Annotated in this window: 24 protein-coding genes; 11 read left to right on the forward strand and 13 right to left on the reverse strand. The window is 68.9% G+C overall.

The genetic code is table 11. From position 1 onward, the window contains the following. Positions 1 to 26 precede the first annotated feature (26 nt). The 4 genes from ACFLIM_RS11845 to ACFLIM_RS11860 form a co-directional block, all read right to left on the reverse strand. Positions 27 to 1,058 (reverse strand): Glu/Leu/Phe/Val dehydrogenase family protein, encoded by a 1,032-nt coding sequence (locus ACFLIM_RS11845; protein WP_393164553.1) that lies wholly within the window; start codon positions 1,056 to 1,058, stop codon positions 27 to 29. A 463-nt stretch (positions 1,059 to 1,521) separates the two neighbouring features. Continuing rightward, a complete protein-coding gene (locus ACFLIM_RS11850; protein WP_393164554.1) occupies positions 1,522 to 1,974 on the reverse strand; it encodes a GNAT family N-acetyltransferase in 453 nt (150 codons plus the stop codon). A gap of 32 nt (positions 1,975 to 2,006) precedes the next feature. Further along, positions 2,007 to 3,974, reverse strand: coding sequence for a vWA domain-containing protein (locus tag ACFLIM_RS11855; protein ID WP_393164834.1), 1,968 nt, complete (start codon positions 3,972 to 3,974; stop codon positions 2,007 to 2,009). Between the two features lie 192 nt (positions 3,975 to 4,166). Next, positions 4,167 to 5,558: a sigma 54-interacting transcriptional regulator gene (locus ACFLIM_RS11860; protein ID WP_393164555.1), complete on the reverse strand. Its 1,392-nt coding sequence runs from the start codon at positions 5,556 to 5,558 to the stop codon at positions 4,167 to 4,169. Between the two features lie 171 nt (positions 5,559 to 5,729). Between ACFLIM_RS11860 and ACFLIM_RS11865 the strand changes: the two genes are divergently transcribed. Further along, positions 5,730 to 6,917 carry an FIST signal transduction protein gene (locus tag ACFLIM_RS11865; protein WP_393164836.1) on the forward strand — a complete coding sequence of 396 codons (1,188 nt, stop codon included), beginning with the start codon at positions 5,730 to 5,732 and terminating at the stop codon, positions 6,915 to 6,917. Positions 6,918 to 7,026: 109 nt separating this feature from the next. On the opposite strand, the gene ACFLIM_RS11870 is transcribed toward ACFLIM_RS11865, so the two are convergent. The 5 genes from ACFLIM_RS11870 to hppD all read right to left on the reverse strand — a co-directional run bounded on the left by ACFLIM_RS11870 (position 7,027) and on the right by hppD (position 11,345). Beyond that, positions 7,027 to 7,710 (reverse strand): hypothetical protein, encoded by a 684-nt coding sequence (locus ACFLIM_RS11870; RefSeq protein ID WP_393164556.1) that lies wholly within the window; start codon positions 7,708 to 7,710, stop codon positions 7,027 to 7,029. Next, positions 7,707 to 8,252, reverse strand: coding sequence for an RNA polymerase sigma factor (locus tag ACFLIM_RS11875; protein ID WP_393164557.1), 546 nt, complete (start codon positions 8,250 to 8,252; stop codon positions 7,707 to 7,709). The genes ACFLIM_RS11870 and ACFLIM_RS11875 overlap by 4 nt, the downstream gene beginning before the upstream one ends. A gap of 66 nt (positions 8,253 to 8,318) precedes the next feature. After that, on the reverse strand, positions 8,319 to 9,710 hold the full coding sequence (locus tag ACFLIM_RS11880; protein WP_393164558.1) for a M1 family metallopeptidase: 1,392 nt from the start codon (positions 9,708 to 9,710) through the stop codon (positions 8,319 to 8,321). A gap of 47 nt (positions 9,711 to 9,757) precedes the next feature. Next, the gene (locus tag ACFLIM_RS11885) at positions 9,758 to 10,201 is read right to left on the reverse strand and encodes an RDD family protein (RefSeq protein ID WP_393164559.1); all 444 of its coding nucleotides are present in this window, start codon (positions 10,199 to 10,201) and stop codon (positions 9,758 to 9,760) included. A gap of 34 nt (positions 10,202 to 10,235) precedes the next feature. Next, positions 10,236 to 11,345, reverse strand: coding sequence for a 4-hydroxyphenylpyruvate dioxygenase (hppD, locus tag ACFLIM_RS11890; protein ID WP_393164560.1), 1,110 nt, complete (start codon positions 11,343 to 11,345; stop codon positions 10,236 to 10,238). Positions 11,346 to 11,448: 103 nt separating this feature from the next. On the opposite strand from hppD, the gene ACFLIM_RS11895 reads away from it, so the two are divergent. Together ACFLIM_RS11895 and ACFLIM_RS11900 are read left to right on the forward strand one after the other, a co-directional pair. Then, a complete protein-coding gene (locus ACFLIM_RS11895; RefSeq protein ID WP_393164561.1) occupies positions 11,449 to 11,928 on the forward strand; it encodes an Lrp/AsnC family transcriptional regulator in 480 nt (159 codons plus the stop codon). A gap of 214 nt (positions 11,929 to 12,142) precedes the next feature. After that, positions 12,143 to 14,179, forward strand: a complete 2,037-nt coding sequence (locus ACFLIM_RS11900) for a transglycosylase domain-containing protein (RefSeq protein WP_393164562.1) — start codon at positions 12,143 to 12,145, stop codon at positions 14,177 to 14,179. Between the two features lie 5 nt (positions 14,180 to 14,184). Here ACFLIM_RS11900 and ACFLIM_RS11905 read toward each other — a convergent pair whose 3' ends face one another. Further along, a complete protein-coding gene (locus ACFLIM_RS11905) occupies positions 14,185 to 16,152 on the reverse strand; it encodes a thioredoxin domain-containing protein (protein WP_393164563.1) in 1,968 nt (655 codons plus the stop codon). 91 nt (positions 16,153 to 16,243) lie between these two features. Between ACFLIM_RS11905 and ACFLIM_RS11910 the strand changes: the two genes are divergently transcribed. Beyond that, entirely contained in the window at positions 16,244 to 17,392 is a 1,149-nt protein-coding gene (locus ACFLIM_RS11910) for a hypothetical protein (RefSeq protein ID WP_393164838.1), read from the forward strand. On the opposite strand, the gene ACFLIM_RS11915 is transcribed toward ACFLIM_RS11910, so the two are convergent. Genes ACFLIM_RS11915 through mca form a run of 3 tightly spaced genes read right to left on the reverse strand, consistent with a single transcriptional unit; the run spans position 17,389 to position 18,781 of the window. Further along, a complete protein-coding gene (locus tag ACFLIM_RS11915; RefSeq protein WP_393164564.1) occupies positions 17,389 to 17,670 on the reverse strand; it encodes a GNAT family N-acetyltransferase in 282 nt (93 codons plus the stop codon). The genes ACFLIM_RS11910 and ACFLIM_RS11915 overlap by 4 nt on opposite strands. Continuing rightward, the gene (locus tag ACFLIM_RS11920) at positions 17,671 to 17,862 is read right to left on the reverse strand and encodes a hypothetical protein (RefSeq protein WP_393164565.1); all 192 of its coding nucleotides are present in this window, start codon (positions 17,860 to 17,862) and stop codon (positions 17,671 to 17,673) included. It abuts the gene before it with no gap. 34 nt (positions 17,863 to 17,896) lie between these two features. Beyond that, a complete protein-coding gene (gene mca / locus ACFLIM_RS11925) occupies positions 17,897 to 18,781 on the reverse strand; it encodes a mycothiol conjugate amidase Mca (protein ID WP_393164566.1) in 885 nt (294 codons plus the stop codon). Between the two features lie 126 nt (positions 18,782 to 18,907). On the opposite strand from mca, the gene ACFLIM_RS11930 reads away from it, so the two are divergent. The 7 genes from ACFLIM_RS11930 to ACFLIM_RS11960 all read left to right on the forward strand — a co-directional run bounded on the left by ACFLIM_RS11930 (position 18,908) and on the right by ACFLIM_RS11960 (position 26,027). Beyond that, positions 18,908 to 19,327, forward strand: a complete 420-nt coding sequence (locus ACFLIM_RS11930; RefSeq protein ID WP_393164567.1) for a DUF4307 domain-containing protein — start codon at positions 18,908 to 18,910, stop codon at positions 19,325 to 19,327. A 108-nt stretch (positions 19,328 to 19,435) separates the two neighbouring features. Beyond that, the gene (gene greA, locus ACFLIM_RS11935) at positions 19,436 to 19,936 is read left to right on the forward strand and encodes a transcription elongation factor GreA (protein WP_393164568.1); all 501 of its coding nucleotides are present in this window, start codon (positions 19,436 to 19,438) and stop codon (positions 19,934 to 19,936) included. 122 nt (positions 19,937 to 20,058) lie between these two features. Next, positions 20,059 to 21,207 (forward strand): C40 family peptidase, encoded by a 1,149-nt coding sequence (locus ACFLIM_RS11940; RefSeq protein WP_393164569.1) that lies wholly within the window; start codon positions 20,059 to 20,061, stop codon positions 21,205 to 21,207. A 73-nt stretch (positions 21,208 to 21,280) separates the two neighbouring features. Continuing rightward, complete coding sequence (locus ACFLIM_RS11945; protein ID WP_393164570.1) at positions 21,281 to 21,805, forward strand: hypothetical protein; 525 nt, start codon at positions 21,281 to 21,283, stop codon at positions 21,803 to 21,805. A gap of 249 nt (positions 21,806 to 22,054) precedes the next feature. Next, positions 22,055 to 23,920 (forward strand): phosphoenolpyruvate carboxykinase (GTP), encoded by a 1,866-nt coding sequence (locus tag ACFLIM_RS11950; protein ID WP_393164571.1) that lies wholly within the window; start codon positions 22,055 to 22,057, stop codon positions 23,918 to 23,920. 69 nt (positions 23,921 to 23,989) lie between these two features. Next, complete coding sequence (locus tag ACFLIM_RS11955; protein WP_393164572.1) at positions 23,990 to 25,000, forward strand: TIGR04222 domain-containing membrane protein; 1,011 nt, start codon at positions 23,990 to 23,992, stop codon at positions 24,998 to 25,000. A 118-nt stretch (positions 25,001 to 25,118) separates the two neighbouring features. Continuing rightward, positions 25,119 to 26,027, forward strand: a complete 909-nt coding sequence (locus ACFLIM_RS11960; protein ID WP_393164573.1) for a TIGR04222 domain-containing membrane protein — start codon at positions 25,119 to 25,121, stop codon at positions 26,025 to 26,027. Position 26,028: the final 1 nt, after the last annotated feature.

A 26,028-nucleotide genomic window follows, 5' to 3' on the forward strand; every position in this document is an offset into this window, starting at 1 on the left:
GCCGTAGGCAGCGGGGGAGTCGTCGGTCATGTTTTGATGCGGTGTTGGACGGATTCGAGTGCGGCTTGGGCGGGGGTGATTCCCGCACTGGCCGCAGTGGCCAGGAGGGTGTGGACGGTGTTCTCGATCTGAAGGATGCGAGCGGCGGCCTCGTCGCGGGTGCCGCCGTGGAGTTCGACGGTGAGGGCGTGGATGACACCGCCGGCGCCGGCGACGTAGTCCGGCACCCAGAGGATGCCGCGCTGGTGCAGGAGCTCGGCGACTTCCGGAGTGGCGAGCTGGTTGTTGGCGGGGCCGGTGATGGCGGCGCAGCGTAGCCTCGGGATGATCTGCTGGGTGAGGATGCCGCCGAGCGCGGCGGGCACAAGGATGTCGACATCTTGGGTGAGGGCCTCATCGGGGTCGATCCACGCGGCGCCGAGCTGGTCGGCCAGCACCCGCTTGGCCTGGTCGATGTCGCTCACCTGAAGCTGGGCACCCTCGGCGGCAAGCATCCGGGCGAGTTTTTCGCCGACGCCGCCCAGGCCGACCACGGCGAGACGACAGCCTTGGAGCTTGGAGGCTCCGTGAAGATGACGGCGGGTGGCGCGAAGGGCGGCGAGCGTCCCGGCTGCGGTGTGCGGGGAGGAGTCGCCACTGCCGCCCTGTTCTTGCGGCCGGCAGAAGACATGGCGGGTACGGTCGCCGATTACGGCCATGTCCACGGGCGTGGTGCCGACATCCGGGCCGGTCGCGTACGCGCCGTCCAGGGACTCGATGACGTCGGCCACGTCATGCAGGAGGTTGCGCCGCTGCGCCGCGTCGAGGCGCATGCCGTTCGGCAGAGCGACGACGGTCTTGCCGCCGCCGTTGGCCAGTCCGGCGACAGCGCACTTGGCGGTCATGCCCGCCGACACGCGCAACGCGTCGGTGAGGGCCTCGTGCCAGTCGCCGTAGTGCCACACCCGGCAGCCGCCGACCGCCTGGCCGAGCACTGTGGAATGGATGGCGACGATGACCGGCAGACCGGAGCGCGGCCCGGTGTGGATCACTACGCGTTCATGGTCGAACTTCGACACGGCATACCCTTCCAGCGGACGTCAGTGCCCGAAATTATCAACCGAATGGTCGCGATGGCAGGCAAGGATCGAACGAATGTCCGGAACTGGGGTGCTAGTCCATACGTGGATGAACTTGATTCGGAGATCATCCGTCTTCTCCAGACAGATGCGCGGAAGTGAAACCGGAACTGCCTCGCATGCTCGGTGTCGCGCCCTCCACCGGCCTTGAACGCCTCAGGTCGCTAACTCGCCGCGGAGCCATCCGGGTCCGAGCAGCCGAGAACTCAATCGCAGGTCACAGCGTGAGGCCGAACGCCGCCTCATAGAACGCAATGGCCGTGCCCGCGCGATCGAGCCACAACTCCGGCTGGATTTCCGTCACGCTGGATGAGCGTAGCCCTCGCCGCCCTGGGGAACACCCGCACGCGGGAACGGGACTGCCATCCACGAATGGCTCACAGCAGCAGGAAGGCACGGCGCTTTACGTCAAGGCGAGCATGATGTGCTCGTCCTCGCCGTGCTGGATCGTCCCGGTGCGCTCGAAGCCGTGTTTCTCCAGGAGGCGGACCGAGGCCGTGTTCGCGTGGAACGGGTCGGCGTACAGCGGTCTGGTCTTCTCCTGCTGGAGGAAGAGCCCGAGCGCTCGGCTCCCGATGCCGCGGCCCCAGAACTCGCGGCCGAGCCAGTAGCCGATGAAACGCTTGTCGCCCTCCCACCAGGCCACGAGATTTCCGGCCAGCTCGCCGTCCGCGATGATCGCCTGCACGTAGACGGTGGGGTCGGCGAGGATTCGCGTGGTCCAGTGGCGCAGGAACGCCTCCCGGGGCCTGGGAGTGAACCTCGACCTCCGCACCGCCTCCGGGTCGTGCTCCTGCGCCAGGAACACCTCCAGGTCCGCCTCCACGACATCCCTCAGGCGCACATCGTTGCTCATGGTGAGCGAGTCTGGCACCTGGCACCGACAGTTCAGCGGGAGCGGCGAAGGCGGAGGAAGTCGCTGACCACGTATTCGCCCAGGCGTTCGGCGCTCGGCGAGAAGACACGGCCGCCGTTTCTGCGGGCCACCTCGTCCACGAACTCCTTCAGGCGGTCGTCCGCCGCCAGCATGAAGATGTTGATCGTGGCGCGGCGGCGGGTCATCTTGTCGACTTCGGCCAGCGTGAGCTCCAGCGTCTCGTGTGATGGTGGCCATTCGAAGGCCGATCGGCCGTTGCGCATGAGGTGGGCGGTGGGTTCGCCGTCCGTGACCACCAGGACCACCGGCTCGAAGTCGGGGTGGCGGTCCAGGTGGCGGCCGGCGATCAGGAGGGCGTGGTGCAGGTTGGTGCCCTGGACCATGTCCCAGTCGAGGCCCGCCAGCTCGTCCGGTTGCAGGACTCTGGCGTAGTTGGAGAAGCCGATGATCTGGACCGCGTCCTGGGGGAACTTGGATGCTACTAGGGCCTGGAGGGCCAGGGCCGTTTGCTTGGCGGCTGCCCAGGTGCCGCGTAGGGCCATCGAGTAGGACAGGTCCACCAGGAGGCAGACGGCGGCGGCGGTGCGGCGTTCGGTCTCGGCCACCTCGAAGTCGTCCACCGAGAGGCGTACGGCCACCTGCCCGCCCGTTCGCGCCGGGGCCACGCCGCCGCTGCGGACGCCGTTCACTAACGTGCGGACCACGTCTATCGGTTGTTCGTCGCCGAAGCGCCACGGACGTGATGAGCCCGTGAGCTCTCCCGCCGAGCCCGCGTCGTGCTGGTCGTGGTCGCCGCGCCTGCCTGCGTCCAACGAGTTGAACACGCGGCGTAGCGCCGTCTCGCCCAGGCGGCGGACCGCCTTGGGGGTGAGCTCGAGTTTGCCGCGGCGGCGCAGGAGGTAGCCCTGTTCCTCCAGCTCACGTTCGATGCGCTTGAGCGCCTCCAGGTCGTCTACGGCCGAGCGGCCGAGCGCACGGCGTACGGCGGCCTCGTCTATGTCGTCCAGCCGTGCGCCCGGGTAGTCCTGGCGCAGGGCGGTCTCCAGCTGGGTGAGGTCTGCCAGCTCCTCCAGGGCTGTAACGGCGTCGCCCATGGCCAGGGGTTCTTCGCCGGTGAGGCGCTCCGGGGCGTTCCAGGCCAGGTCGGGGCGGCGGGCGTAGAGGGACTCGCCGAGGCGGCGCATCTGGTCGGCGAGGCCGGCCTGGTCGAGGGTCTGGTTGATCAGGTTGTTGAGCTCCTCGCGCTGGCGCGGGGTCATCGAGGCCAGCATGCGCTGGGTGGCGGCGGCGCGGCGGGCCAGGATGTCGACGAGCTCGTCCAGGTTGCGGGGCTTTTCGGGGAACAAATCCCCATATTTCCCCATAAAGGCGTCGAAGTCCGCCTGAGTGTGCTCGCTGCGGGCGTCCTTGTCCAGCATGTCGTTCAAGTCCGACATCATCTGGCGGATGCGCTCCATGGCCTCCGGATCCGGGTTCGCGAGCGCGTCCCGCAGGCCCCTGAACTGGCTGTCCAGCACCTCCCGCCGCAGCAGGTCCCGCAGTTCCTCGAACGTCTGGCGCGCCGCGGAAGAGCGCCAGTCGTACGTGCTCAGCTCCTGGATCGCGCTGGCCGTGTCCTCGGGCAACCCGTCGAGCCCGGCCTCACGCAGCCTCGCGTCGTCGGACGGATCGGGGAACAGCTCGGCCCGCTCCTGCCCGATGGCCTTGTCCAGCAGCGCCCGTGCCTTCTCCAGCGTGCCGTCCAGCCGCCCGCGCTCGCGCAGGTCACGGCGGCGCCGGCGGACCTCCCTGAGCATGTCGTCGAGCCCCCGGCGGTCCTGCGCGCCGGGCAGGCCGCGCTTGAGCAGGTCGCGCAGGGCATGGACCGGCGTGGATCCCGACAGGATCGCGTCGCCCATCTCGTCGAGAGCCGCTCGCACGTCGTAGGGCGGGGCAAGGGGATCGGGGCCGTCGTGGTACTCGCCATAGCGGAAGGCCATCACGAAACCACGCTAACCCGAGAAACGCCGCCATGTGCCCCCAAGGCGACTCCCAGGCCGCTCACGCGTCCCCGAAGTGTCGTGTACGTGTACCCGAGCTTGACCCCGGCGGGCACGAGCAGGTGCATGAGACGGTCTCCCCCGAACGGCGTGATCAGCTATCACCATTGACGCGGGAGACCGCCCGCATCTTCACGTCCGGTAAACGGTTACTCCGTCAAGGTCTTCCTTGGACAGGCGCCGCATGAGGTAAAGGCCCTCCAGGGCGAACTCCAGGGCCGCCGCGGCGTGCCCTGGGGACTCCTCTCCGGCTCCCATGCCCAGCCTGGACATGACCTTCGCCAGGCCGGTGACGGGGCCGATCCGGTGCAGCAGCTCCCCGGCCGGGACCAGCTCGCCGGACTCCACCTGGTTGCCCTCGGCGAACTTGTCGGTCACCGGTGACAGGTCCATCCCGCCCAACCGGCTCCTGAACGTCTCCGCCGTCGCCCGCCGCAGCAGATGGGCGAGGATCTCGGTCTCCCTGCCCTCCTCGCTGACCTCGAACTCCACCTTGCCCCGCAGGCTGTGCACCACCGGGGCCAGGTCGACCACGCGCGTGACGGCCTGCGCCTCGCCCATGATCGCCGCCCTGCGCACCGCCGAGGCGGACGCGGTCTCGGCGGCCGCGATCGAGAAACGCGCCGACACGCCGGAACGGGCGTCCACGGCGGTCGACTCGCGGACCAGGCGGGTGAACCTGGCGATCACCTCCACCAGGTGCTCGGGGATGTCGGCCCCGATGTCCGGCATGGACTCCTGGCGGATGAGGATGAGCTCGTCCTCGACCGTGAGCGGGTAGTGGGTGCGGATCTCGGCGCCGAACCGGTCTTTCAGCGGCGTGATGATCCGGCCCCTGTTGGTGTAGTCCTCGGGGTTGGCGCTGGCGATGAGCAGGATGTCCAGCGGCAGCCGCAGGTTGTAGCCGCGCACTTGGATGTCGCGCTCCTCCAGCACGTTGAGCAGCGACACCTGGATGCGCTCCGCCAGGTCGGGCAGCTCGTTGACGGAGAACACGCCCCGGTTGGTGCGGGGGACCAGGCCGTAGTGGACCGTCTCCGGGTCGCCGAGCCGGCGCCCCTCAGCGATCTTGATCGGGTCGACGTCGCCGATCAGGTCGCCCACGGAGGTGTCGGGCGTGGCGAGCTTCTCGCCGTACCGCTCGTCGCGGTGCTTCCACGCGACCGGCAGCTCCTCACCCAGCTCCCGCGCCAGCGCCAGGCAGCGCGTGCAGACCGGCGTGTACGGATGGTCGTTGATCTCGCAACCCTCGACCACCGGGGTCCACTCGTCGAGCAGCCCGGTGACGGTGCGGATGAGCCGGGTCTTGCCCTGGCCGCGCTCCCCCAGGAGGACCAGATCGTGCCCGGCGAGTAAAGCGCGCTCCAAATGCGGCAGGACCGAGTCGTCGAAGCCCACGATGCCGGGGAAGCGGGGCTCGCCCGCCCGCAGCTTGGCCAGCAGGTTTTCCCGGACCTCGGCTTTGACGGTGCGATGAACGTGGCCGCTCTCTCGCAACTCGCGGAGAATACGTGGCTGATGCACGGGAACGAGACTACGTCCCCTGAGGGAAATGCGGCAGAGAGTTTCGCATCTGGCGGAGATTTCGGATCTTGACCATTGCGTGACGGTTCGTGCGCGTGCTTGTCCCTTTAGTGGGGAGAATCGGGCCTAGGGAACTTGGACATGTCGAGGGAGGCGAGACGCGTGGCCTTGATGACAAGCCGCTTCGCCGACGGCCTCGCCGTGGGTTCCGACCTGGTGGAGGCCGCGGAGAACGCCGTAGGCCAGGCACTGTCGAGGCTCAGCGGCCAAGCCGACTTGGTCTGCTTCTTCATCTGCGGCGACGACCCCGAGGACGTCGCGAGGGCCGGTCAGGCCGCGATGAAACTCGCGCCCGAGGCGCACGTGATCGGATGCAGCGCCACGGGAGTGATCGGTGACGGTCAGGGCGTGGAGCTGACACCCGCTGTGAGCGCGTGGGCGGCGAAATTGGACGGGGCGAGGCTGACCACGTTCGCGCTGGAGACGCTGGCGGCGGAGGACAGGTTCGTGGTGGTCGGGCTGCCCGAGCGGGGCGGGGACGACCATGTGGCGATCCTGCTGGCCGACCCGTACACCTTTCCGACCGACGCCTTCGTCGAGCGCTCGGTGGACGTGCTCGGCGACCTGCCGCTGATCGGCGGGCTGGCCAACGGACTGCAGGGCAAGGGTTCCGTACGGTTGTTCGCCGACGGCGAGATCTATTCCGAGGGCGCGATCGGCGTGCTGATCAGCGGCCCGGTCAAGATCAGCACCGTGGTCAGCCAGGGCTGCCGCCCGATCGGCCCCAGCATGGTGGTCACGGCGTCGGAGGAGAACCTGCTGCTCGAACTGGCCGGACAACCCGCGCTGGCCAGGCTGGAGGACATCGTCAGCGAGCTGGACGAGGACGACCGAGAGCTGGTCGCGTCCGGGTTGCAGATCGGCCTGGCCATGGACGAATACGCCGAACGGCACGAACGCGGCGACTTCCTCATCAGGGGAGTCATCGGCATCGACCCGGAACGCGAGGCCGTGGCCATCGGCGACATCGTGGAGATCGGCAGGACCGTGCGCTTCCAGGTGCGCGACGCGGCCACCGCCGACGAGGACCTGTACGACGTGCTCGACGCCCACCGCGAGGAGCTCGGCAAGGTGGACGGGGCGCTGCTGTTCTCCTGTAACGGGCGGGGCTCGGCCATGTTCGGCACGGCCGACCACGACCCGATCGCCCTGCGCGACACGCTCGGGCCCATCGGCGTGGCGGGCTTCTTCGCGGCCGGTGAGGTCGGTCCCGTCGCGGGCCACAATCACGTGCACGGCTTCACGGCCTCCGTCCTCGTGTTCTCCAGCACTTTCTCCAGCACTGCGGGCGGCCCATGACCTGGTCCGGCACGCCGGGAGGCCCGGCGGCCCCGTCTGCTCGGGAGGGTCGCCGGGCCTGGCGCGGATCCGGCGACTGTTCAGCAGATCGCCGGGCCGGGAAGGTCCGTCACTTGGTCTCGGAGTTCAGGCTGGGCCCCTCGTCCTCCCCTCCGGTTTTGGACTGGACGCCGGGTCCGTCGTCCTGCTTCCCGTCGGTCGTGCCCTTGCCGTCAGCCGGCGGAATGGGCATCGAGGTCGCCTCGCAGGGCGCGACCGCCCCCTTGACCACCTGCAGCGAGTTCGAGAACGGCGGCTTGTCCGCGCCGTCCTCGGCCTTGGTGAAGGCCAGGACGAGCGTCTCGCCCGCAGGGACCTGCCCCTTCTCGATCTTGAACGAGATCCCGTCGCCCTCCGTGCCGATGCTCACCGAGAACTCCCCGCTCACGGACCCCCGCGCGCCACGCGGCTCCTTGCAGGTCTGCCCGAACGGCAGGTAGTCGACGACCGCCTTGACCCCCGCGGCGGCCAGCTCGGACTCCAGCCCCTTCGGGTCGCTGAACTCGTTGATCCGCACGCTGACGGCCCCGTCGGAGCCCTTCGTCACCGCGTACGCCGGGCTGCTGGTGAGCCCGGTCAGCACCACCACCGCGCTGGCGGCCGCCGCGACCCCCGCTACCGCGGCGGACAGCCCCACGAAGCGCCGCCGAGAGCCGCGCTGAACCGGTGTCACAGTGGTCATCTTGTCCTCCGCCGTCCTCATCGTGATCTCTTCCTTGAGCGCACCGAGAAGACGGTCTTCGAAGTTGCTCATGCCTGTCCCTCCACATACGCAGCCGATGGCGAAGCGACGCCTTCAAGGGCACGTCTGGCCCGGTGCAACCGGACTCGTGCGGTGACTTTCCCGATGCCCAGGGCCGCGGCGGCCTCAGTGACGGTGAGCTGGTCGATCGCCACGAGTTCCAGCACCGCGCGTTCGCCCTCCGGCAGCCCGGCCATGGCCTCCAGAGCGCTGCGCATCCGGCGCTCGGCGTCGATCCGCTCCTCCATCCTGACGAGATCGTCGTCGTCCATCAGCCGCCGTCCCGCGACGCGGCCGGCCGCCCGCGCCTCCCGGGCCGACTTGCGATGCTGGGCCGACACGACGTTGCGCGCGACGCCGTACAGCCAGGCGATCTCGCTGCCCCGGCCGGGCACGTACGTGTGCGCCGAGCCCAGGACCGCCAGGAAGATGTCCGCCGTCAGGTCGGCCGCCAGATGAGGGTCGCTCACCCGCCGGACCACGAATCTCATGACGGCATCGACGTGGCGGCGATAGAAGGCCTCAAAGGCCGCGGGGTCCTCGTTGAGGCGCACTGGCCTCGCTCCCTTCGTCGTTCGCCCTTACACCTCGTACTTGGACCGAGCGACGAGAAGCGTTTCCTAGGCGGGCCGGCGCGGCTGGAAGAGCCAGGCGTCGAAGAGCGGGCGGAGGTCCTTGCCGGAGAGCCGCTGGGCGAGGTCGATGAACTGCTCCGTCGTGACGTGGCCGTAGCGGTGGTCGGCGGACCACGTCTTGAGCAGCTTGAAGAACGTCTCGTCGCCCACGGCCCTGCGCAGGGCGTGCAGCGTCATGCCGCCGCGGGCGTAGACCGACTGGTTGAACAGGTCATCGGGCTTGGCCCGCCCCGGCGGGTATGTCCATATCGGGTCGGTGGCCGCGCGGTTGTGGAGTTCCTTGAAGATCGCGTCGGCGGTCTTCTTGCCCTTGTGCTCCGACCACAACCACTCCGCGTACGTGGCGAACCCCTCGTTGAGCCAGAGGTCCTTCCACCGTTTGATGGTCAGGCTGTTGCCGAACCACTGGTGGGCCAGCTCGTGCGCGATGATGCTCTCGTCGGGCACGAAGCCGCCGTAGATCGGCTTGGTCTGGTTTTCCAGGGCGTAGCCGGCGGAATAGTCGTCGACCACGCCGCCGGTCGAGGAGAACGGGTAGGGGCCGAAGACCGTGGACCAGTAGTCGGTGACCTCCGCGGAGGTCTTGTAGAGCTTGTCGAGCGAGCCCTTGAACCTGGGGTCGACGGCGGCGAAGTCGCGGATGCCGCCGGGGGTCGTGCCCTGGCGCAGCTCGAACTTGCCCAGCGTGGCCGTCGCCAGGTAGGTCGCCATCGGGTGCCGCTCGCGCCACCTGTAGGTGGTCTTGCCCCCGGAGGTCGTGGGCTGCCCGGTGAGCTCGCCGTTGGCCACCGCCGTCAGCCCGGCGGGCACGGTGATGGTGAAGTCGAAGGTGGCCTTGTCGGCGGGGTGGTCGTTGCTGGGGAACCAGGTCTTGGAGCCGTTGGGCTCGGAGGCCACGAACGCGCCGTCGGAGGTGGGGATGAAGCCGTACGTGCCCAGGTTGGCACGGTCCTTGGCCGGTTTGGGCAGCCCGGAGTAGGAGACCTTGACGCTGAAGCGGGCCTTGTCGCCGATCGGCCCGTCGGGCGTCACGGTCAGCTCGTCGCCCTTGCGGGTGAACCTGGCGGGCGAGCCGTCCACGGTGACCCGGCGCACGTCGAGCCCGGTCAGGTCGAGGTTGAAGCTCGACAGGTCCTGGGTGGCGGCGGCCCGGATGGTGGCCACGCCGTCGAGCCGCTTGGTCGCAGGGGTGTAGTCGACGGCCAGGTCGTAGTGGGCGACGTTGTAGCCGCCGTTGCCGTCGGTGGGGAAGTCGGTGTCGCCGATGCCTGGCGCGCCCGCCCTGGCCTCGGCCGCCTGCGGCGGCTCGTCGGCGGCGCAGGCCAGCACGCTGACCAGCGCCGCCAGCAGTGCCACCACGCGCCTGTCTGAACGCATCCGCGTACGAGCCCCCTTCGAAACCGTGACCAAAATCTTACGCTGAGTCAGGCATTGACGACGACCGTCCTGGCGGCCTTGTCGTGCAGGGCCTGTTTACGCGGGTCGAAGAGGATCCAGCCGAGATCCACCAGGAGGCCGACCCAGCAGAGCCATTCGAGCACGCTCGCCACGGCCTGCCTTACCGCGGTCTGCCCCACCTCGATCCTGGCGCCGTTGTCCTGCACCACTCTGATGCCGAACAACTTCTTGCCCGGCGTCTGACCATTCCAGAAGGAATGCAGCAGCCAGAAGTACAGGAACCCCACGAGCCCGGTCAGGAAGGTGTGTTCCACCGGATATCGATCCCAGACGGCCCTGCCGGAGTCCCACGCGTACTGCCAGCTGGGCCAGCTGAAGGGTGCGGTGAGGACGTTGACGATGAGCCAGTCGAGGACGCCGGCGAACAGCCGCCGCCAGCGCCCTGCCAGCCCTGGTGGTGGCGGTCCCATGATGTCCTGATGACCACCACCAAGTCGGGACAAACTAAAGGTTGCCCCTGCGTTCCTGCTCCCGCTCGATCGCCTCGAACAGCGCCTTGAAGTTGCCCTTGCCGAACCCGAGCGAGCCGTGCCGCTCGATCAGCTCGAAGAAGACCGTGGGCCGGTCCTGCACCGGCTGGGTGAAGATCTGCAGCAGGTAGCCGTCCTCGTCCCGGTCAACGAGGATCTTCCGCCGCTTCAGCTCCTCGATCGGCGCCCGCACCTGCCCGATGCGCGCCCGCAGCTCGGGGTCCTCGTAGTACGAGTCGGGCGTGTCCAGGAAGCGCACCCCGGCCGCCCGCATGTGGTCGACCGTGGTGAGGATGTCGTTGGTGGCCAGCGCGATGTGCTGCACACCGGGACCGCCGTAGAACTCCAGGTATTCGTCGATCTGCGACTTCTTACGGCTCACGGCCGGCTCGTTGAGCGGGAACTTGACCTTGCGCGTCCCGTCCGCCACGACCTTGGACATGAGCGCCGAGTACTCGGTCGCGATGTCGTCGCCGATGAACTCGGCCATGTTCGTGAAGCCCATGACGTTGCGGTAGAACTCCACCCACTCGTCCATCTTGCCCAGCTCGACGTTGCCGACGCAGTGGTCGATGGCCTGGAACAACCGGCCGCCCTTCGTCGCCGGCGGGGCCACCAGCGGCTCCACGGGCACGTAGCCGGGCAGGTACGGGCCGCCGTAGTTGGACCTGTCGACCAGCGTGTGCCGCGTCTGGCCGTAGGTGGCGATGGCCGCGAGCTGCACCTTGCCGTGCTCGTCCTCCATCGTGTACGGCTCCGCCAGCCCCTCGGCCCCGTGGGCGACGGCGTGGGCGTATGCCGCCTCCACGTCGGGCACCTGGATGGCCAGGTCGATCACCCCGTCACCGTGCTCGGCGACGTGCCGCGCGATCTCCGTGCCCGGGCGGATCGAAGCCCGGAACTCGAATGTGGCGCTGCCCGAGGTCAGGACGTAGGCGGCCGTGTCGGGGCTGCCGTTCTCAGGGCCGCGGTAGGCGACCAGCATCATGCCGAATGCGGTCGAGTAGTAGTGAGCCGCCTGCTTGGCGTTGCCCACGGCGAACACCACGGCGTCCATGCCATTAACCGGAAAGACATCACTCATGCCACCAACTCTCGATTTATCTGGACGACTTGCGCAACAGTTACCTCAGAGAGTGCACAATCTGCCTAGCGTGGTCGAGGGATGTCCGGTAAGTCTGTACAGCATGACGATCGATGACCTGGACGCCAAACTCATCGCCCTGCTGACCGCCGAGCCCAGGCTGGGCGTGCTCGAATGCTCGCGACGGCTCGGCGTGGCCCGCGGCACGGTTCAGGCCCGGCTCGACCGGCTGCTCGCCAGGGGGGTAGTGACCGGGTTCGGGCCCGACGTGTCGCCCGAGGCGCTCGGCTACGACGTCACCGCGTTCGTCACCCTGGAGATCAGGCAGGTCGCCGGGCACGACCCGGTGGCGGACCGGCTGGCGCACATTCCAGAGGTGCTGGAGGTGCACACGATCACCGGCGACAGCGATCTGCTCTGCCGGGTGGTGGCGCGCACGAATGCCGATCTGCAAAGGGTTATCGACCAGATCGTTGAGGTTCAGGGGGTGCTCAGGACTAATTCGATCATCGTCCTTGACACTCCCGTTCCATACCGAGTGTTGCCTTTGGTCGCCGATGTTCCGCGACGCGGAGGGCGGTAGCCGTACTATCGCATAGGGACGAGGCACCATTATCGATCGTTTACCCTTGACATTCGCCCAGCTTGCGGGGGTTGGGCGAGGCTTGACGAGGGGGTCGAGGGTGCGGATCGGTGGTGGAAACAGGATGCGAAAGCGGCGAATACTCCGACTTCTACTGATTTCTTGTGGCGCGGGAATCCTGGTATTGGTCGGGCTTTTCGCCGTCGCGTGGGCCATGACCCCGATTCCCGACAGCACCCAGGAGCAGGCCACCGCGCAGGGTTCGGTGATCTATTACCGCGACGGCAAGACCGTGCTCGCCAGGCAGGGCATCGACCGCAAGAACGTCGAGCTGGCCAAGGTGCCGAAGCACGTGCGCGACGCGGTCATCGCGGCGGAGAACCGCTCGTTCTACGAGGACGGCGGCGTCTCGCTCAAGGGCACCGCGCGGGCCGTCTGGTCCACGGTCACCGGGGCGCAGCTCCAGGGCGGCTCGACGATCACCCAGCAACTCGTGCGCAACTACTACAGCGGCCTCAGCCAGGAACGTTCCGTCACCCGCAAGTTCAAAGAGATCCTCATCGCGATGAAGGTCGACCAGTCCAAGTCGAAGGACTGGGTGCTGGAGCAGTACCTCAACACGATCTACTTCGGCCGCGGCGCCAACGGCATCCAGTCGGCCGCCCGCGCCTACTTCGGCAAGGACGTCGACAAGCTGACCGTGGCCGAGGGCGCCTACCTCGCGGCGGTGATCCAGCAGCCCAGCAGGTTCGCCGACCCCAAGGGCTCCGACCTGGCGGCGGCGCAGGTCCGCTGGAAGTCCGTGATCGACGCCATGGGGCAGACCGGCGCGCTGACCGCCGATCAGGTGGCGGCCGAGAAGTTCCCCGAGCTCACGGCGCCGAAGAAGCCGTTCGAGCTCAAGGGCCAGTCCCGCTACATGCTCGAACAGGTGACCGCCGAGCTCAACCGGCGCGGCTACACCGACGAGGACATCAACGGCGGCGGGCTCAGGGTCGTCACCACGTTCGACAAGAAGCTCATGGACGCGGCCGCGCGGGCGGTCAAGGACGTGCTGCCGGAGTCCACGCCGAAGAAGGTACGGACCGGGCTGGCGGCCATCGATCCCGCGACGGGCGAGGTCGTCGCCTTCTACGGGGGGCGTCCTTCGCAGTCGGCCTACTACGACAGCGCGTTCTCGGCCAAGGTGATGGCCGGGTCGACGTTCAAGCCGTACACGCTGGCGGCCGCGCTGAACAACGGCTTCGACCTGTCCACCAGGGTCGACGGCAACTCGCCGCTGCGCGTCGCGTCGGCCTCCAAGCCGATCCCGAACGACAGCGGCCGCTCGTACGGGCGGATCAACCTCGTGAGCGCCACCCAGAACTCCGTCAACACCGCGTTCGTGGACCTCGGCCAGAAGGTCGGCCTGGACAAGGTCGCCGAGACCGCCGAGGCGGCCGGCATCCCCGCGGCCCAGCTCCAGCAGCACCAGAACGCCGCCTCCTTCCCGCTCGGCGTGGCCTCGGTCAGCGCCGTCCAGAACGCCTCGGGCTTCTCCTCGTTCGCCAACAAGGGCGTGCACATGGAGGCCCACGTGGTGCGGTCGGTCACCGACGGCGAGGGCGCCAGGCAGGCCGTCGAGCCGACCTCGACGCGGGTGGTCAGCGAGCAGGCCGCCGCGGACACCACGTACGCGATGCAGCAGGTCGTCAAGTACGGCACCGGCACCGCCGCCAGGCTCTACGACCGCCCGGTGGCCGGCAAGACGGGCACCACGGACGAGTCGGCCTCGGTCTGGTTCAACGGCTTCACCCCGCAACTCGCGGTGGCGGTCGACATGTTCCGCGACGACAACGCCACGGTGACGATCCCCGGGTACGGCACGCAGTTCGGCGGCCAACTGCCCGCGCAGATCTGGCGGGCGTTCATGACCGAGGCGATGGCGGGCAAGCCGGTCCAGGAGTTCCCCGAGCCTTCGGAGTACGGCTGGAACCCCGACTACTCGACGCCGGAGCGGGATCGGGGCCTGCCCCAGGACGAGCAGTCGCCCCCGACCGTCCCGGACTGGAACACGCCCGACCCGGACCTCACCGCGACCCCGTTCACGGACCCGCCCACGACGGACGCGCCGAACACCGGCCGGCCGGACGACCAGCCCACGGAGACCGCCCCGCCGCCGACGCAGCTCCCCGACCAGCAGCCCTCGACGGAGCCCGACCAGGGGCCCGGCCGAGGCGCTGACAACACGGGCCGCCCCGTCACCGGCTGAGCCGCTTATCCGGTCAGCTCGGCCCGTAGCTCCTCAACGGTGGTGACGGGCATCCGGCAGGTGAACCCCCTGCACACATAGGCGGCAGGCGCCTGGCCGACCAGTCCGCGCCCTTCGAGCAGCTCGGGGAACACCTCCCTGGACCCGCCGGAATCCCCATCTCCGAGCGCGACCACCAGGCCGGGCGCGTCGGCCAGCAGCGCCGCCCGGTGCAGCGCGGTCGTGCGCGGATCGCCGGCCGGGCCCACGACGGCCACCTCGACCGGCCCGTCCAGCGCCGCGCGGGCCACCGCCAGCCCCCAGCCCGCGAACCTGGCATGCCCCTTCGCCAGCACGGACACGGTGCCGAGCGCGGCGTAGGCGGCCTCCCGGTGGCGGGCGGAGCCGGTCAGCGCGCCGTAGGAGAGCAGCGCGCCGGCGGCGCCGTACTGCCCTGAAGGGGTGGCGTTGTCCGTGGCGTCCTGCGGCCGCTGGAACAGCCGCTCGGCGTCGTCGGCCGTGTCGTAGAAGCCGCCCGCCCCGTCGGCGAACCTGTCGAGCACGGTGTCCAGCAACGAACCCGCCAGCCGGAGCCACCTGGCCTCGCCGGTGACGCCGTACAGGGAGATGAGACCCTCCGCCAGGTTGGCGTAGTCGTCGAGCACTCCGGAGTTCGTGCCCGCCCGGCCGTCCTTCGAGGTGCGCAGCAGCCTGCCGTCCACCAGGTGCGTGCCCGCGAGCAGCTCGGCCGCCGCCGTGGCCGCGGCCACCAGGTCCGGCCGCTCGAACACCACGCCGGTCTCGGCCAGGGCCGCGATGGCCAGACCATTCCAGGAGGCCACGACCTTGTCGTCGCGCCCGGGGCGTACCCGCCGGTCCCTGGCGGCGAGCAGGCGCTCGCGGACGCGCTCGTAGCGCGCCGGGTCCTCAGGATCGCGCAGCAGTTGCAACACGGACGTGCCGTGCTCGAACGTGCCGGTCACCTCGAAGAGGCCCGCCGCCCACCGCCCGTCATCCGCGCCGAGCACCTCGTGCAGCTCCTCGGGCGTCCAGACGTAGAACTTGCCCTCCACGCCCTCGCTGTCGGCGTCGAGCGCCGAGGCGAACCCGCCCTCCGGTGTGCGCATCTCGCGCAGCAGCCAGTCAGCCGTCTCCAGCGCGACCCGCCGGGCCAGGTCGCCGCCGTCGGCCTTCCACCAGTGCGTGTAGACCCGCAGCAGCAGGGCGTTGTCGTAGAGCATCTTCTCGAAATGCGGCACGACCCATTCCGCGTCCACGCTGTAGCGCGCGAACCCGCCGCCGAGCTGGTCGTACATGCCGCCGCGGGCCATGGCCGCAAGCGTCCGCCCGCTCATCTCGCGCTCGCCGGACCGCAGCAGGAACTCCAGCGCCATGGACGGCGGGAACTTGGGCGCCCCGCCGAACCCGCCGTTCGCCGGGTCGTAGGACTCCCGCAGATTCCGTACGGCCAGCGCCAGCGTCTCCTCCCCTGGCAGAGCCCCGCTGGGCAGCGCGGTGTGCGCGTTGAGCGCCTCCACCACCTTCGCCCCCTGGGCCAACACGGAGTCCCTGTCGCCCGTCCACACGTTGTGGACCTCGGTGAGCAGGCGCTGGAAGTGGGGTCGCGGGAAATAGGTGCCGCAGTAGAACGGATGCCCCTCAGGCGTGGCGAACACCGTCATCGGCCAGCCGCCCTGGTGCGTCATGGCCTGCGTGGCGCTCATGTAGACGGCGTCCACGTCGGGCCGCTCCTCGCGGTCGACCTTCACGTTGACGAAGTGCCGGTTCATGAGCTGCGCGGTGCCGGCGTCCTCGAAGCTCTCATGGGCCATGACATGACACCAGTGACAAGCCGAATAGCCCACGCTGATCAGCAGTGGCACGTCGCGGCGCCGGGCCTCCTCGAATGCCTCCTCGCCCCACGGATGCCAATCCACCGGATTGTCCGCGTGCTGGAGCAGGTAAGGGCTCGTGGCGTCTTTCAAGCGGTTCATCAGGACCTCCCCCTTTCACCCTAAACCGCGGGCACTCCCAGGCCACGGCTGACTGGGAAGGGCGGGACGGCGTAGGTTACGGGGCGTGGATATGGACTTCGTCTGCGCCCACGCCGGACGCCCGGCCACCGCCATCACGCGCAGGGACATGGCCCGCGCGCTGCTCGCCGTGCCCTCAGGGGTGGCGCTGGTGGCGCTGCCCGACCTGCGGCGCGCGATGATGTCGGCGGGCAACCCGCTCTCCCTGGCGTTCTGGGACTCCGCCAAGGCGACGCTCAGCTCGATCGAGTCGGGCGTGGCCACGGTCGGCGACGTGCAGCGCTGGATCGAGTCCACCGGCACCGAGCCGATCCTCATGACGCCCAGCTACTTCGTCTGGCCCGAGGAGGACGAGCGCGGGCCCGTGGCGGCCGAGATGTTCGCCCGCCTGGTCGCGTACCTGGAGGAACGGGTCGAGGCCGGGGAGATCGATCCCGACGCGCTGGCGGCCGGGGACCGGGACGCGCGCGGCGCGTACGAGGATCTCCAGGAGCGCTGGCTCGGCACGCCGCTGCCCGACGGCCGGGTGCCCGGCTTCGCGGTCAGCGACGAGCAGGACGAGGAGCTGTTCGCGGCCTGGGACGAGGAGGAGGCGTTCGCGCTCTCGGAGCTGCGGCGCATCGTCGCGGGGCTGCCCAAGCAGCCCGAGCTGCCCGCCGCCGAGCTGGAGGCGGCCGCGGTACGCCTGCGCGAGCTGCTCGCCCTGCCCGGTTACCCGGCCAACGTGCTGCGGGCGTGTGCCGGGTTCGAGGAGCGGCCGATCCCCGACGACGACCGGGAGTTGTGGCTGACGGTGGTGGCGGGCGTGGCCGGGCCCGTCTCGGATCTGTCGGAGAACGGCGGCGTGCTGGAGGAGTTCGCCGATCTCGACGGGGAGCTGAGCATGGAGGACGCGGCGCTGGCCAACCTCTGCGCGATCCAGCACGCGGACTGGCTGGCAGGGGTGGCGGCGCTGGCCAGGCTGGGGCCGGGGGTGCTGGCCTCGCCCGAGCGCATGGCGCGGTTCATCGCCGAGTCGGAGGACATCGACATCGACGACCAGGACGACGACGACCTCGACGCCACCGAGGGATTGTTCTTCTCGGTGGTGAGCCTGTGGGGCTATCTCGGCATCGTGGACGAGGACGAGGTGCTCACCCCGCTGGGCTGGTGGGGGTTGCCGAAGGCGCTGGAACGCGCCTGGTCGGCCCCCGCCGACTAGGAGTCGACCAGGTCCTTGAACTCGGGGTGGCGTTCGATGTATTTCGCCACGTAGGGGCAGAGGGGCACGACGCGCAGTCCGGCGTCCGCGCTCTCCTGGAGCGCGTGGCCGATCAGCTTGCTCGCCAGCCCCTGCCCTTCGTACGCGGGCAGCACCTCGGTGTGCGTGAAGACGATCTTGGTGGGCAGCAGACGATAGTCGGCGAACCCGGCGACCTTCCCGTCAACGAGAATCTCGAACCGGCTCTCCGTCGAGTTGTCCACTACTTCGATCGGCATCTATTCCGCTTTCTTGTCGTCGTCGCCCTCGTGCGGCACCTTGACCTGCGACTCGTCCTCGCGTGGCACCTGGATCTTCGACATCTGCTTGTTCATCGACTTGATCAGGAAATACAGCGCCACCCCGATGAGGGCCACCACGACGAAGCCGAGCAGACCCGGACTCACATCACCAGCTGCTAGAACTGTCACACTTCCAGTCTGCCACCTGGGGATGGTGGTCCCGTCAGTGGCAAGCGGGGGAGACGTCTTCCGCGTGGATGCCCGCGAACAGGTCGTCCTCCGGCAGCTCCGTGTCCACCAGCGAGCGCGCCAGGTGGTAGTCCTCCGTCGGCCAGATCTCCTGCTGCAGCTCGCGCGGGCAGACGAACCACCAGCTCTCGGGGTCGATCTGGGTGGCGTGCGCCATCAGCGCCTCGTCACGGATCTGGAAGTAGTCGCCGCACGGCACCCGCGTGGTCACCGGCCACTTGGCGGGGCGGTCCTCCCAGCGGGCGATCCAGTCGGCGTAGGGGGACCCGAGGCCGCGCGAGGTCATCGCCTCGTGCAGCGCCTCGAAACGTTCCTTGGTGAAGCCCATCTGGTAGTAGAGCTTCAACGGCTGCCACGGGTCGCCGGCGTCCGGATAGCGGTCGGGATCGCCGGCCGCCTCGAAGGCCTCGACGGAGACCTTGTTGGTCATGATGTGGTCGGGGTGCGGGTAGCCGCCGTCGTCGTCGTACGTGATGATCACGTGCGGCCGGAAGTCCCGCACGGCCGCCACCAGCGGCGCCGCGGCGTCCTCCAGCTTCTGCACGCCGAAGCAGCCTTCGGGCAGCTTCTCGTCCTCGTTCTCCGGCAATCCCGAGTCGACGAAGCCCATGAAACGCTGCTGGACGCCCAGGATCTCGCGGGCGTGGTCCATCTCGGCCTTGCGGACCGCGGCGATGTTGGCCACGATCTCCGGCCGGTCCATCTTCGGGTTGAGCACCGATCCGCGCTCACCGCCCGTGAGGGTGCAGACCAGCACTTCCACGCCCTCGCGCACGTAACGCGCCATCGTGGCGGCGCCCTTGCTCGACTCGTCGTCGGGGTGGGCGTGGACTGCCATCAGCCTCAGCGGTGCACTCACGGGCGCGCTCTCCTCGTTGGATCTCCGCCCAGAGAGGATAGTTTCTGCTGGGCGGTCGCGAGGGCACTCCCCCCGCGAGCGACAATTGTCTCGGATAACGCTGAGGGAGTGCAGGGAGATTCCGCCATGGCCACCAGAGATGTCGAGAACGGACCAGTTCTCGGCACACCCGACGACTTCCCCGATCGTCCCAGACGACGTGGCCGGCTGGTCGTGCACATCGTGATCGGCGTGCTGGTGGCGATCATCGCCGGTGGCTGGGGCTACGTGATGTGGTCGATGACGGCGGGCGGCTCGGAGGCGCCGTCGCAGGTGGTGACGTTCAGCGTGGACAGCCCGGACCGGGCCGAGATCACCTTTGAGGTGTACAAGCCTGACGATAGGGTGGCCGTCTGCCGGATCAGGGCGCTGGACGTCTATCACGCGGAAGTGGGCAGCAAGGAAGTAAGAATCCCGGCTGGTGAGGGTAGTAAGCAGCTCAAGGAAAGCCTCGACACGAGCGGTCAGGCCACTTCCGTCCACATCCAGTACTGCAATCTCGTATAGTGAGACATTTGGGGAAGCGTTGGAGCGGTTAACTTGTTAGCCTTTCGCAATTCAACCATGCGCAACCTCAAGTGATCTCAGGGCCCCCTAGGCAAGCAAGGAGAACCCGTGGCCGACTCTCGCGATGAGAACGTCACATGGCTGACGCAGGAGGCGTACGACCGCCTGAGGGCGGAGTACGAATATCTCTCTGGCCCCGGGCGCGTCGACATCGCCAAGAAGATCGAGGCCGCCCGTGAGGAGGGCGACCTGAAGGAGAACGGCGGCTACCATGCCGCCAAGGACGAGCAGGGCAAGATGGAGGCCCGCATCTTCCACCTCCGGCAGATCATCGACAACGCCCAGGTGGGAGAGGCCCCCAAGGCCGAGGGCGTGGTGGGTCCCGGCATGACCGTGACCATCCGGTTCGTCGGCGACGACGACGAGGTCACCTTCCTGCTCGCCTCCCGTGAGGAGAGCGGAGCGCCGATCGACGTCTACTCGCCCAGGTCCCCGCTCGGAGCGGCGATCAACGGCAAGAAGATCGGGGAGAAGGCGACCTACTCCCTGCCCAACGGGCGCCAGAACACCGTCGAGATCCTCGAGGCAGTGCCGTACATCGGCAACTGACCCCCCTGGACCACGACCGCCGGGCCCCCGTTGGCCCGGCGGAATTTTCACATTCCTCGGGGATCCGGCAGGACCTCAGCTTTCTGGTCAGGTCTCGTAAGCGGCGCGAGACGTACAAGCTGGTGCCGTTCATCGTGGTGGCGCTGGTCGCGGTGCTGACCGCCGACGTGTTGCTGCTGGTGCAGACGGGGGAGCGGGCCCAGCCCGAGGCCGCGCACGCCCGGCCCGCGCCCGAGCAGACGCTGATGGCGCAGAACCAGCAGAACCAGCGGCAGCAGCCGGCCGGGACCGTCCAGCCGGTGGCGCCGCTGGGCAAGCTGCACAAGCCCAACCTGTTCGTGCTCACCAGCAAGCCGTTCACCAACGAGCTGTTACAGAAGGTCGCCAAGTTGCGCGGGGTGCGGGCGCTGGAGCTGGCCGACGCGGCGTCCATCGTGCTGGACGACAAGCGGGTGCAGACGCTCGCGGTCAACCCGTCCTCCTTTCGTGCGTACACGCCCAAGGTGACCGCCTCGTCCGACGCGCTGTGGCAGAACGTCGCGGCCGGTGATGTGGCGGTCTCGTTCGTGCTGGGCAACGACGGCGGGCTGGCGCTGCACAGCCGGGTGAGCGGGCCGGCCGGGCCGCTGCGGATCGGCGCGTACGCCACCACCGGGTTCGGCGCCGTGGACGCCGTCGTGTCCAAGGACATCGGCCGCACGCTGGGCCTGCCGCACGACAACGCGCTCATCGTCAGCGCCCCCGACACGAACTCCGCCACGCTCCGCACCAAGATCCTCAAAGCGCTGCCCAAGGGCACGCAGGTGGCCATGGTCAACCCGGTGCTGCCCCAGCCCCAGACCGTCAAGCAGAACTGGCCGGCCGGTTCGTTCATGACCGGCGAGCAGATCACCGCGGCGCTACAGGCCGCCGCTTCCAAGCTGGGCAGGCCGTACGTGTGGGGGGCCGAGGGGCCCGACACGTTCGACTGCTCCGGACTGGTCCAGTGGGCCTACGCCCAGGCGGGGGTGCGGATGCCCCGGGTGACGCACCAGCAGTGGGTGACCGGGCCGCAGGTGCCCTTGGCGCAGGCGCAGCCGGGCGATCTCATCTTCTGGCGCCTTGACCCGACAAATCCGGGCTACATCTCGCATGTGGCGATTTATTGGGGTGACGGGAAGATGATCCAGGCCCCGCGCACCGGAGACGTGGTCAAGATCTCCCCGGTGTACACCCGCGGCCTGGCCGGCGTCGTCCGGGTGAGCCCGGTGGCCGCGGCCCAGGTCCGCTAGGGCCTTCCTTTTTCGCGCACAGCGCACGGATTCGGCATGTGCATTTCACCCGCAAGTATGTAATGTTGATTACATGGCAACAGAAGAGGACGCGACGGCACAGGTTCACGGCTGGTTCACCGGTCGGCTGCCCGAGGGGTGGTTCACCGGGGCGCCCGAGATCGTCAGGGACCGCGAGGAGATCGCGGTGCTCGGCACGCTGCCCGACCCTCCCGAGGATGTCCCGGAGGCCGAGCGGGGCGCCCTGATCGAGGGGCTGGCCAGGCGGTTCAGGGAGGAGACGCGCGAGCGGCGGATCGAGATCGCCAGGGAGGCCGAGCGCAAGTTCCGGCAGAAGGTGTCCTGGGGCGTCGTCTGCGGCGGCGAGACTGTGATGTTCACCACACTGTCCGTGCCGGTGATGACCAGGCTGCGCCAGGCGGAACGCCAGGTCCTGGACACGCTGGTGGCCGCAGGCGTGGCCAGGAGCCGCAGCGACGCGCTCGCCTGGTGCGTACGCCTGGTCGGGAAGAACACCGACACCTGGCTGGCCGAGCTGCGCGACGCGCTCCAGCAGGTCGACCGGGTTCGCTCCGCCGGGCCCGACGTCAATTCCTGAGAGCACGCAGCGGAAACGGCTCGGGGAATGGACTAAACCACTTCGCGAATTGGTTTAGACCATTCATATTGGACTGGACCACTGCGCTGAATTCATTCTTTTAAATCCGCTCCTCCTGGGTAGGCTCCATCAATCATCAGGGTCGCTGCCTGCGGTGACGGCCACGCCAATAGGTCTATGCCAATTGGCTTCCAGGCCGCTTCGTCGTTAATGATGACTGGGCCCTGAGAGAGTGGAGGAGTCACCGTCGTGTCCGTTTCCGTGGTAGTGCCCGCGCCCACCAGCAATGGCGAATTGGCCGCGTGGGTGAACGAGATCGCAACCCTGACCCAGCCGGACCGGATCGAGTGGTGCGACGGGTCGGAGGAGGAGTGGACGCGCCTGACCAACCTCCTCGTCGACCACGGCACGCTCACGCGTCTGGCCGCGCGGCCCAACAGCTTCTACGCCAAGTCCGATCCCAGTGACGTGGCCCGGGTCGAGGACCGTACGTTCATCTGCTCCGAGCGCGAGGAGGACGCGGGGCCCACCAACAACTGGATCGCTCCGGCCGAGATGCGCCAGACGTTCGGCGAGCTGTTCAAGGGCTGCATGCGCGGCCGCACCATGTACGTCGTGCCGTTCTGCATGGGCCCGCTGGGCGGCGAGATCTCCCAGCTCGGCGTCGAGATCACCGATTCGGCGTACGTGGCCGTGTCCATGCGGATCATGACGCGAATGGGTGACAGGGCGCTCCGGCTCATTGAAAAGATCGGAGCGGCGCGAAAGGCCGGAGAGAGCGAGGGACGAGCCAACGGAGGCCGCAGCAAGCGCGACCATGAGCACGCCGATTTCGTCAAGGCGGTGCACTCCGTCGGTGCGCCGCTGCAGCCCGGCCAGGTGGACATGCCCTGGCCGTGCAACTCGACCAAGTACATCAGCCACTTCCCCGAGACCCGCGAGATCTGGTCCTACGGCTCCGGCTACGGCGGCAACGCCCTGCTCGGCAAGAAGTGCTACGCCCTGCGCATCGCCAGCGTCATGGCCCGCGACGAGGGCTGGATGGCCGAGCACATGCTGATTCTCAAGCTCACGCCGCCGAGCGGCGAGACCCGCTACATCGCCGCCGCCTTCCCCAGCGCCTGCGGCAAGACCAACCTCGCCATGCTCCAGCCGACGATCCCCGGCTGGAAGGTCGAGACGATCGGCGACGACATCGCCTGGATGCGCTTCGGCGACGACGGCCGCCTCCACGCGATCAACCCGGAGGCCGGTTTCTTCGGCGTCGCGCCGGGCACCGGCGAGGTGACCAACGCCAACGCGATCAAGACGCTCTGGGGCAACAGCATCTTCACCAACGTCGCACTCACCGACGACGGCGACGTGTGGTGGGAGGGCCTGACCGAAGAGCCGCCCGCGCACCTGACCGACTGGAAGGGCCGCTCCTGGACGCCTGACAGCGACGAGCCCGCCGCCCACCCGAACGCCCGCTTCACCACCCCCGCGTCCCAATGCCCCACCATCGCACCCGAGTGGCAGGACCCCAAGGGCGTGCCCATCTCAGCGATCTTGTTCGGCGGCCGCCGGGCGACCGCCGTACCTCTGGTGACGGAGTCGCTGAGCTGGGAGCACGGCGTCTTTCTCGGAGCCAACGTCGCCTCCGAGAAGACCGCCGCGGCCGAGGGCAAGGTCGGGGAGCTGCGCTACGACCCGTTCGCCATGTTGCCGTTCTGCGGCTACAACATGGGCGACTACTTCGGCCACTGGCTCGACATCGGCCGCCGCGCGGGCGCCGAGCTGCCCCGGATCTACTACGTCAACTGGTTCCGCAAGAACGCCGACGGCAGGTTCATCTGGCCGGGCTTCGGCGAGAACAGCCGCGTGCTCAAGTGGATCGTGGACCGGCTCAACGGCGAGGCCAGGGCCGTGCCGACCCCGATCGGCCTGCTGCCGGCCGACCTCGACACCGAGGGGCTGGACCTGCCGGAGGAGGACCTGCGCACATTGCTCACCGTCGACCGCGACGTGTGGCGCGAGGAGGCCGCGCTGATCCCGCCGCACTTCGACACGTTCGGCACGCACCTGCCCAAGGAGCTGTGGGACGAGTACCAGGCCCTGCTCGACCGCCTCGGCTGAGTAGGTAAAAGTCCCTTGTGCGGTACGGCGACGGCGTCTAACTTGCCGTACCACGAGGAAGGGGCTGTCGTGGACTACGTCCTGCTCATTGCCGCGATCGGTGTGGTGTTCCTGGTCAACGTGGCGGTGCAGCGCGTCGAAACCGAGCGCAGGCGCGTCAGCGAGGTCGCGTCCAGCGGCGTCGCGCACGCGCTGTCACCGTACGAGCTGGCCTATCTGTCCGGCGGGCCGCGGCGGGCCATCAACACGGCGCTGGTCGTCCTGGCGACGGCCGGCGCCGTCCGCGTGTCGCGCGGCTCGCAGGTCACCCCGGTGCACGGCGCGCCGCCCTCGCCGGTGCCGATCGAGCAGGCCGTGCTCGACGCGCTGGCGGCCAGGCCGGGCGGCTACCGGGCGAGCGAGCTGCGGCGGGAGCTCGAAGCGCATCCGGCGCTGGCCGAGCTCGTCGCCGGGCTCGAAGGGCGCGGGCTGATCGTGCCCGAGCGGGCGTTCGGCGAGGCGCGGCGGCGCCGGGAGTTCGTGAAGATCGCGGTGGGGGTGGCGACCGGCTACCTGGTGCTGGTGATCGTGCTGGCCGCCGTGGGGGTGGCGGGCAAGGAGCCGGTGCTCATCGGGGCGCTGTTCTTCAGCGTGATCGCCGTCGTCGCGGGGTTCGTCGCGCTCTTCGGGCAGCGCCGGAGGTTGCGCAACGTCATCACCAGGGAGGGTCGCGAGGTCCTACGGTCGGCCCGCACGTACCACCCCAGGGGCACGCGCGACCAGAGCTCGCTGGCCCTGGCGGTGGGGGTGCCCGTCGCGCTGTACGGGCTGTCGGACGCCGGCGACCAGCGCCTCTGCGACGAGTTGTCAGTCGGCGACCCGGGCTCCGACTGCGTGGGCGCGTGCGGGAGTTTCAGCGGCGGCGACGGCACGACGTTCGGCAGCGACTCCTTCGGCGGCCTCGACTTCGGCGGCGGGTCGTCGAGCTGCGGCGGGGGGTCGTCGTGCGGCGGGGGGTCGTCGTGCGGCGGGGGGTCTTCGTGCGGTGGCGGGTCTTCGTGCGGTGGTGGCGGATCGAGCTGCGGCGGTGGCAGCAGCTGAAGGGCAATTCGTGAGCTAATCGCGCGAAACTCTAATGGCTGAGAACGGAACGCTTACGCTCCACTTACGCGTCATTTCCAGTATCCAGCCTGATCGGCTGAACGAGGGGAGGCCGTACATGGACCTGTTCCTGCTGATCCTTTCGGTGGTCCTGGCGGCGGGCGTAGTCAACACCGCCTCAGCGATCAGACGCGAGCACAGCGCCATCCGCACGGCCACGGGGGGATCCCGCTCTCGTGACCTCGGCCACTACGATCTCGCCTACCTGGCGGGCGGCCCGCTGCGGGTGGCGGACGCGGCCATCGCGCTGCTGGCCGAGTCCGGAGCCTTACGGGTTTCGCGCGGGGGGCGCGTGCATCCCGTCGATTCGAGCACCACGTCGCGGGACCCGATAGAAGAGGCGGCGCTGGGCTTCGTCGTCTCCCGCTCGGGTCTCCCCGTGAGCTCGCTCAAGCGCGAGATCGCCCGCAGCCTGGCCATGGACGGGCTCAAGCACCACCTCGCGGGGCTGGGCCTGCTCCTGCCCGACGGGGTCTTCACCCTGACCAACAGGCTGGGCCTGCGGCTGCGGGTGCTCTCGGTGCTGGCGTTCGCCGGAGCGGTGCTCGAAGTGGTGCAGGCCCTGCTAGGGGGGACGAACCTCATCGCGATGCTCGCTCTGCTCGTCTTCGCGGGCACGTGGGTGAGCGCAGAGGTCGCCATCCGCAAGCACCGGCGTGCCACGCGAGCCACGCTGACCGCGTCGGGCCAGGAGGCGCTCGACGCGGCCAGGCTGGCGAACGTCCAGGGCGTCGCGGACGGTCCCCTGCCCGTCGCGCTCTACGGCCTCGGCGAGGTGCGCAATTCCGGACTGCGGTCCGAGCTCACCAGGGTCGAGGCCCGTCGCCGCAATCGGAGTTCGTACTCTGGGGGCGGTGCGGCCGGCTGCGGGACCTCGACCAGCGGGTCGAGCTGCGGGAGTGGATCGTCCGGTTGCGGCGGCGGGAGCGGTTGCGGCGGCGGTGGTTGCGGCGGAGGAGGAGGCTGAC

It is taken from the genome of Nonomuraea marmarensis (genome assembly GCF_043197025.1).
GTDB lineage: Bacteria > Actinomycetota > Actinomycetes > Streptosporangiales > Streptosporangiaceae > Nonomuraea > Nonomuraea marmarensis.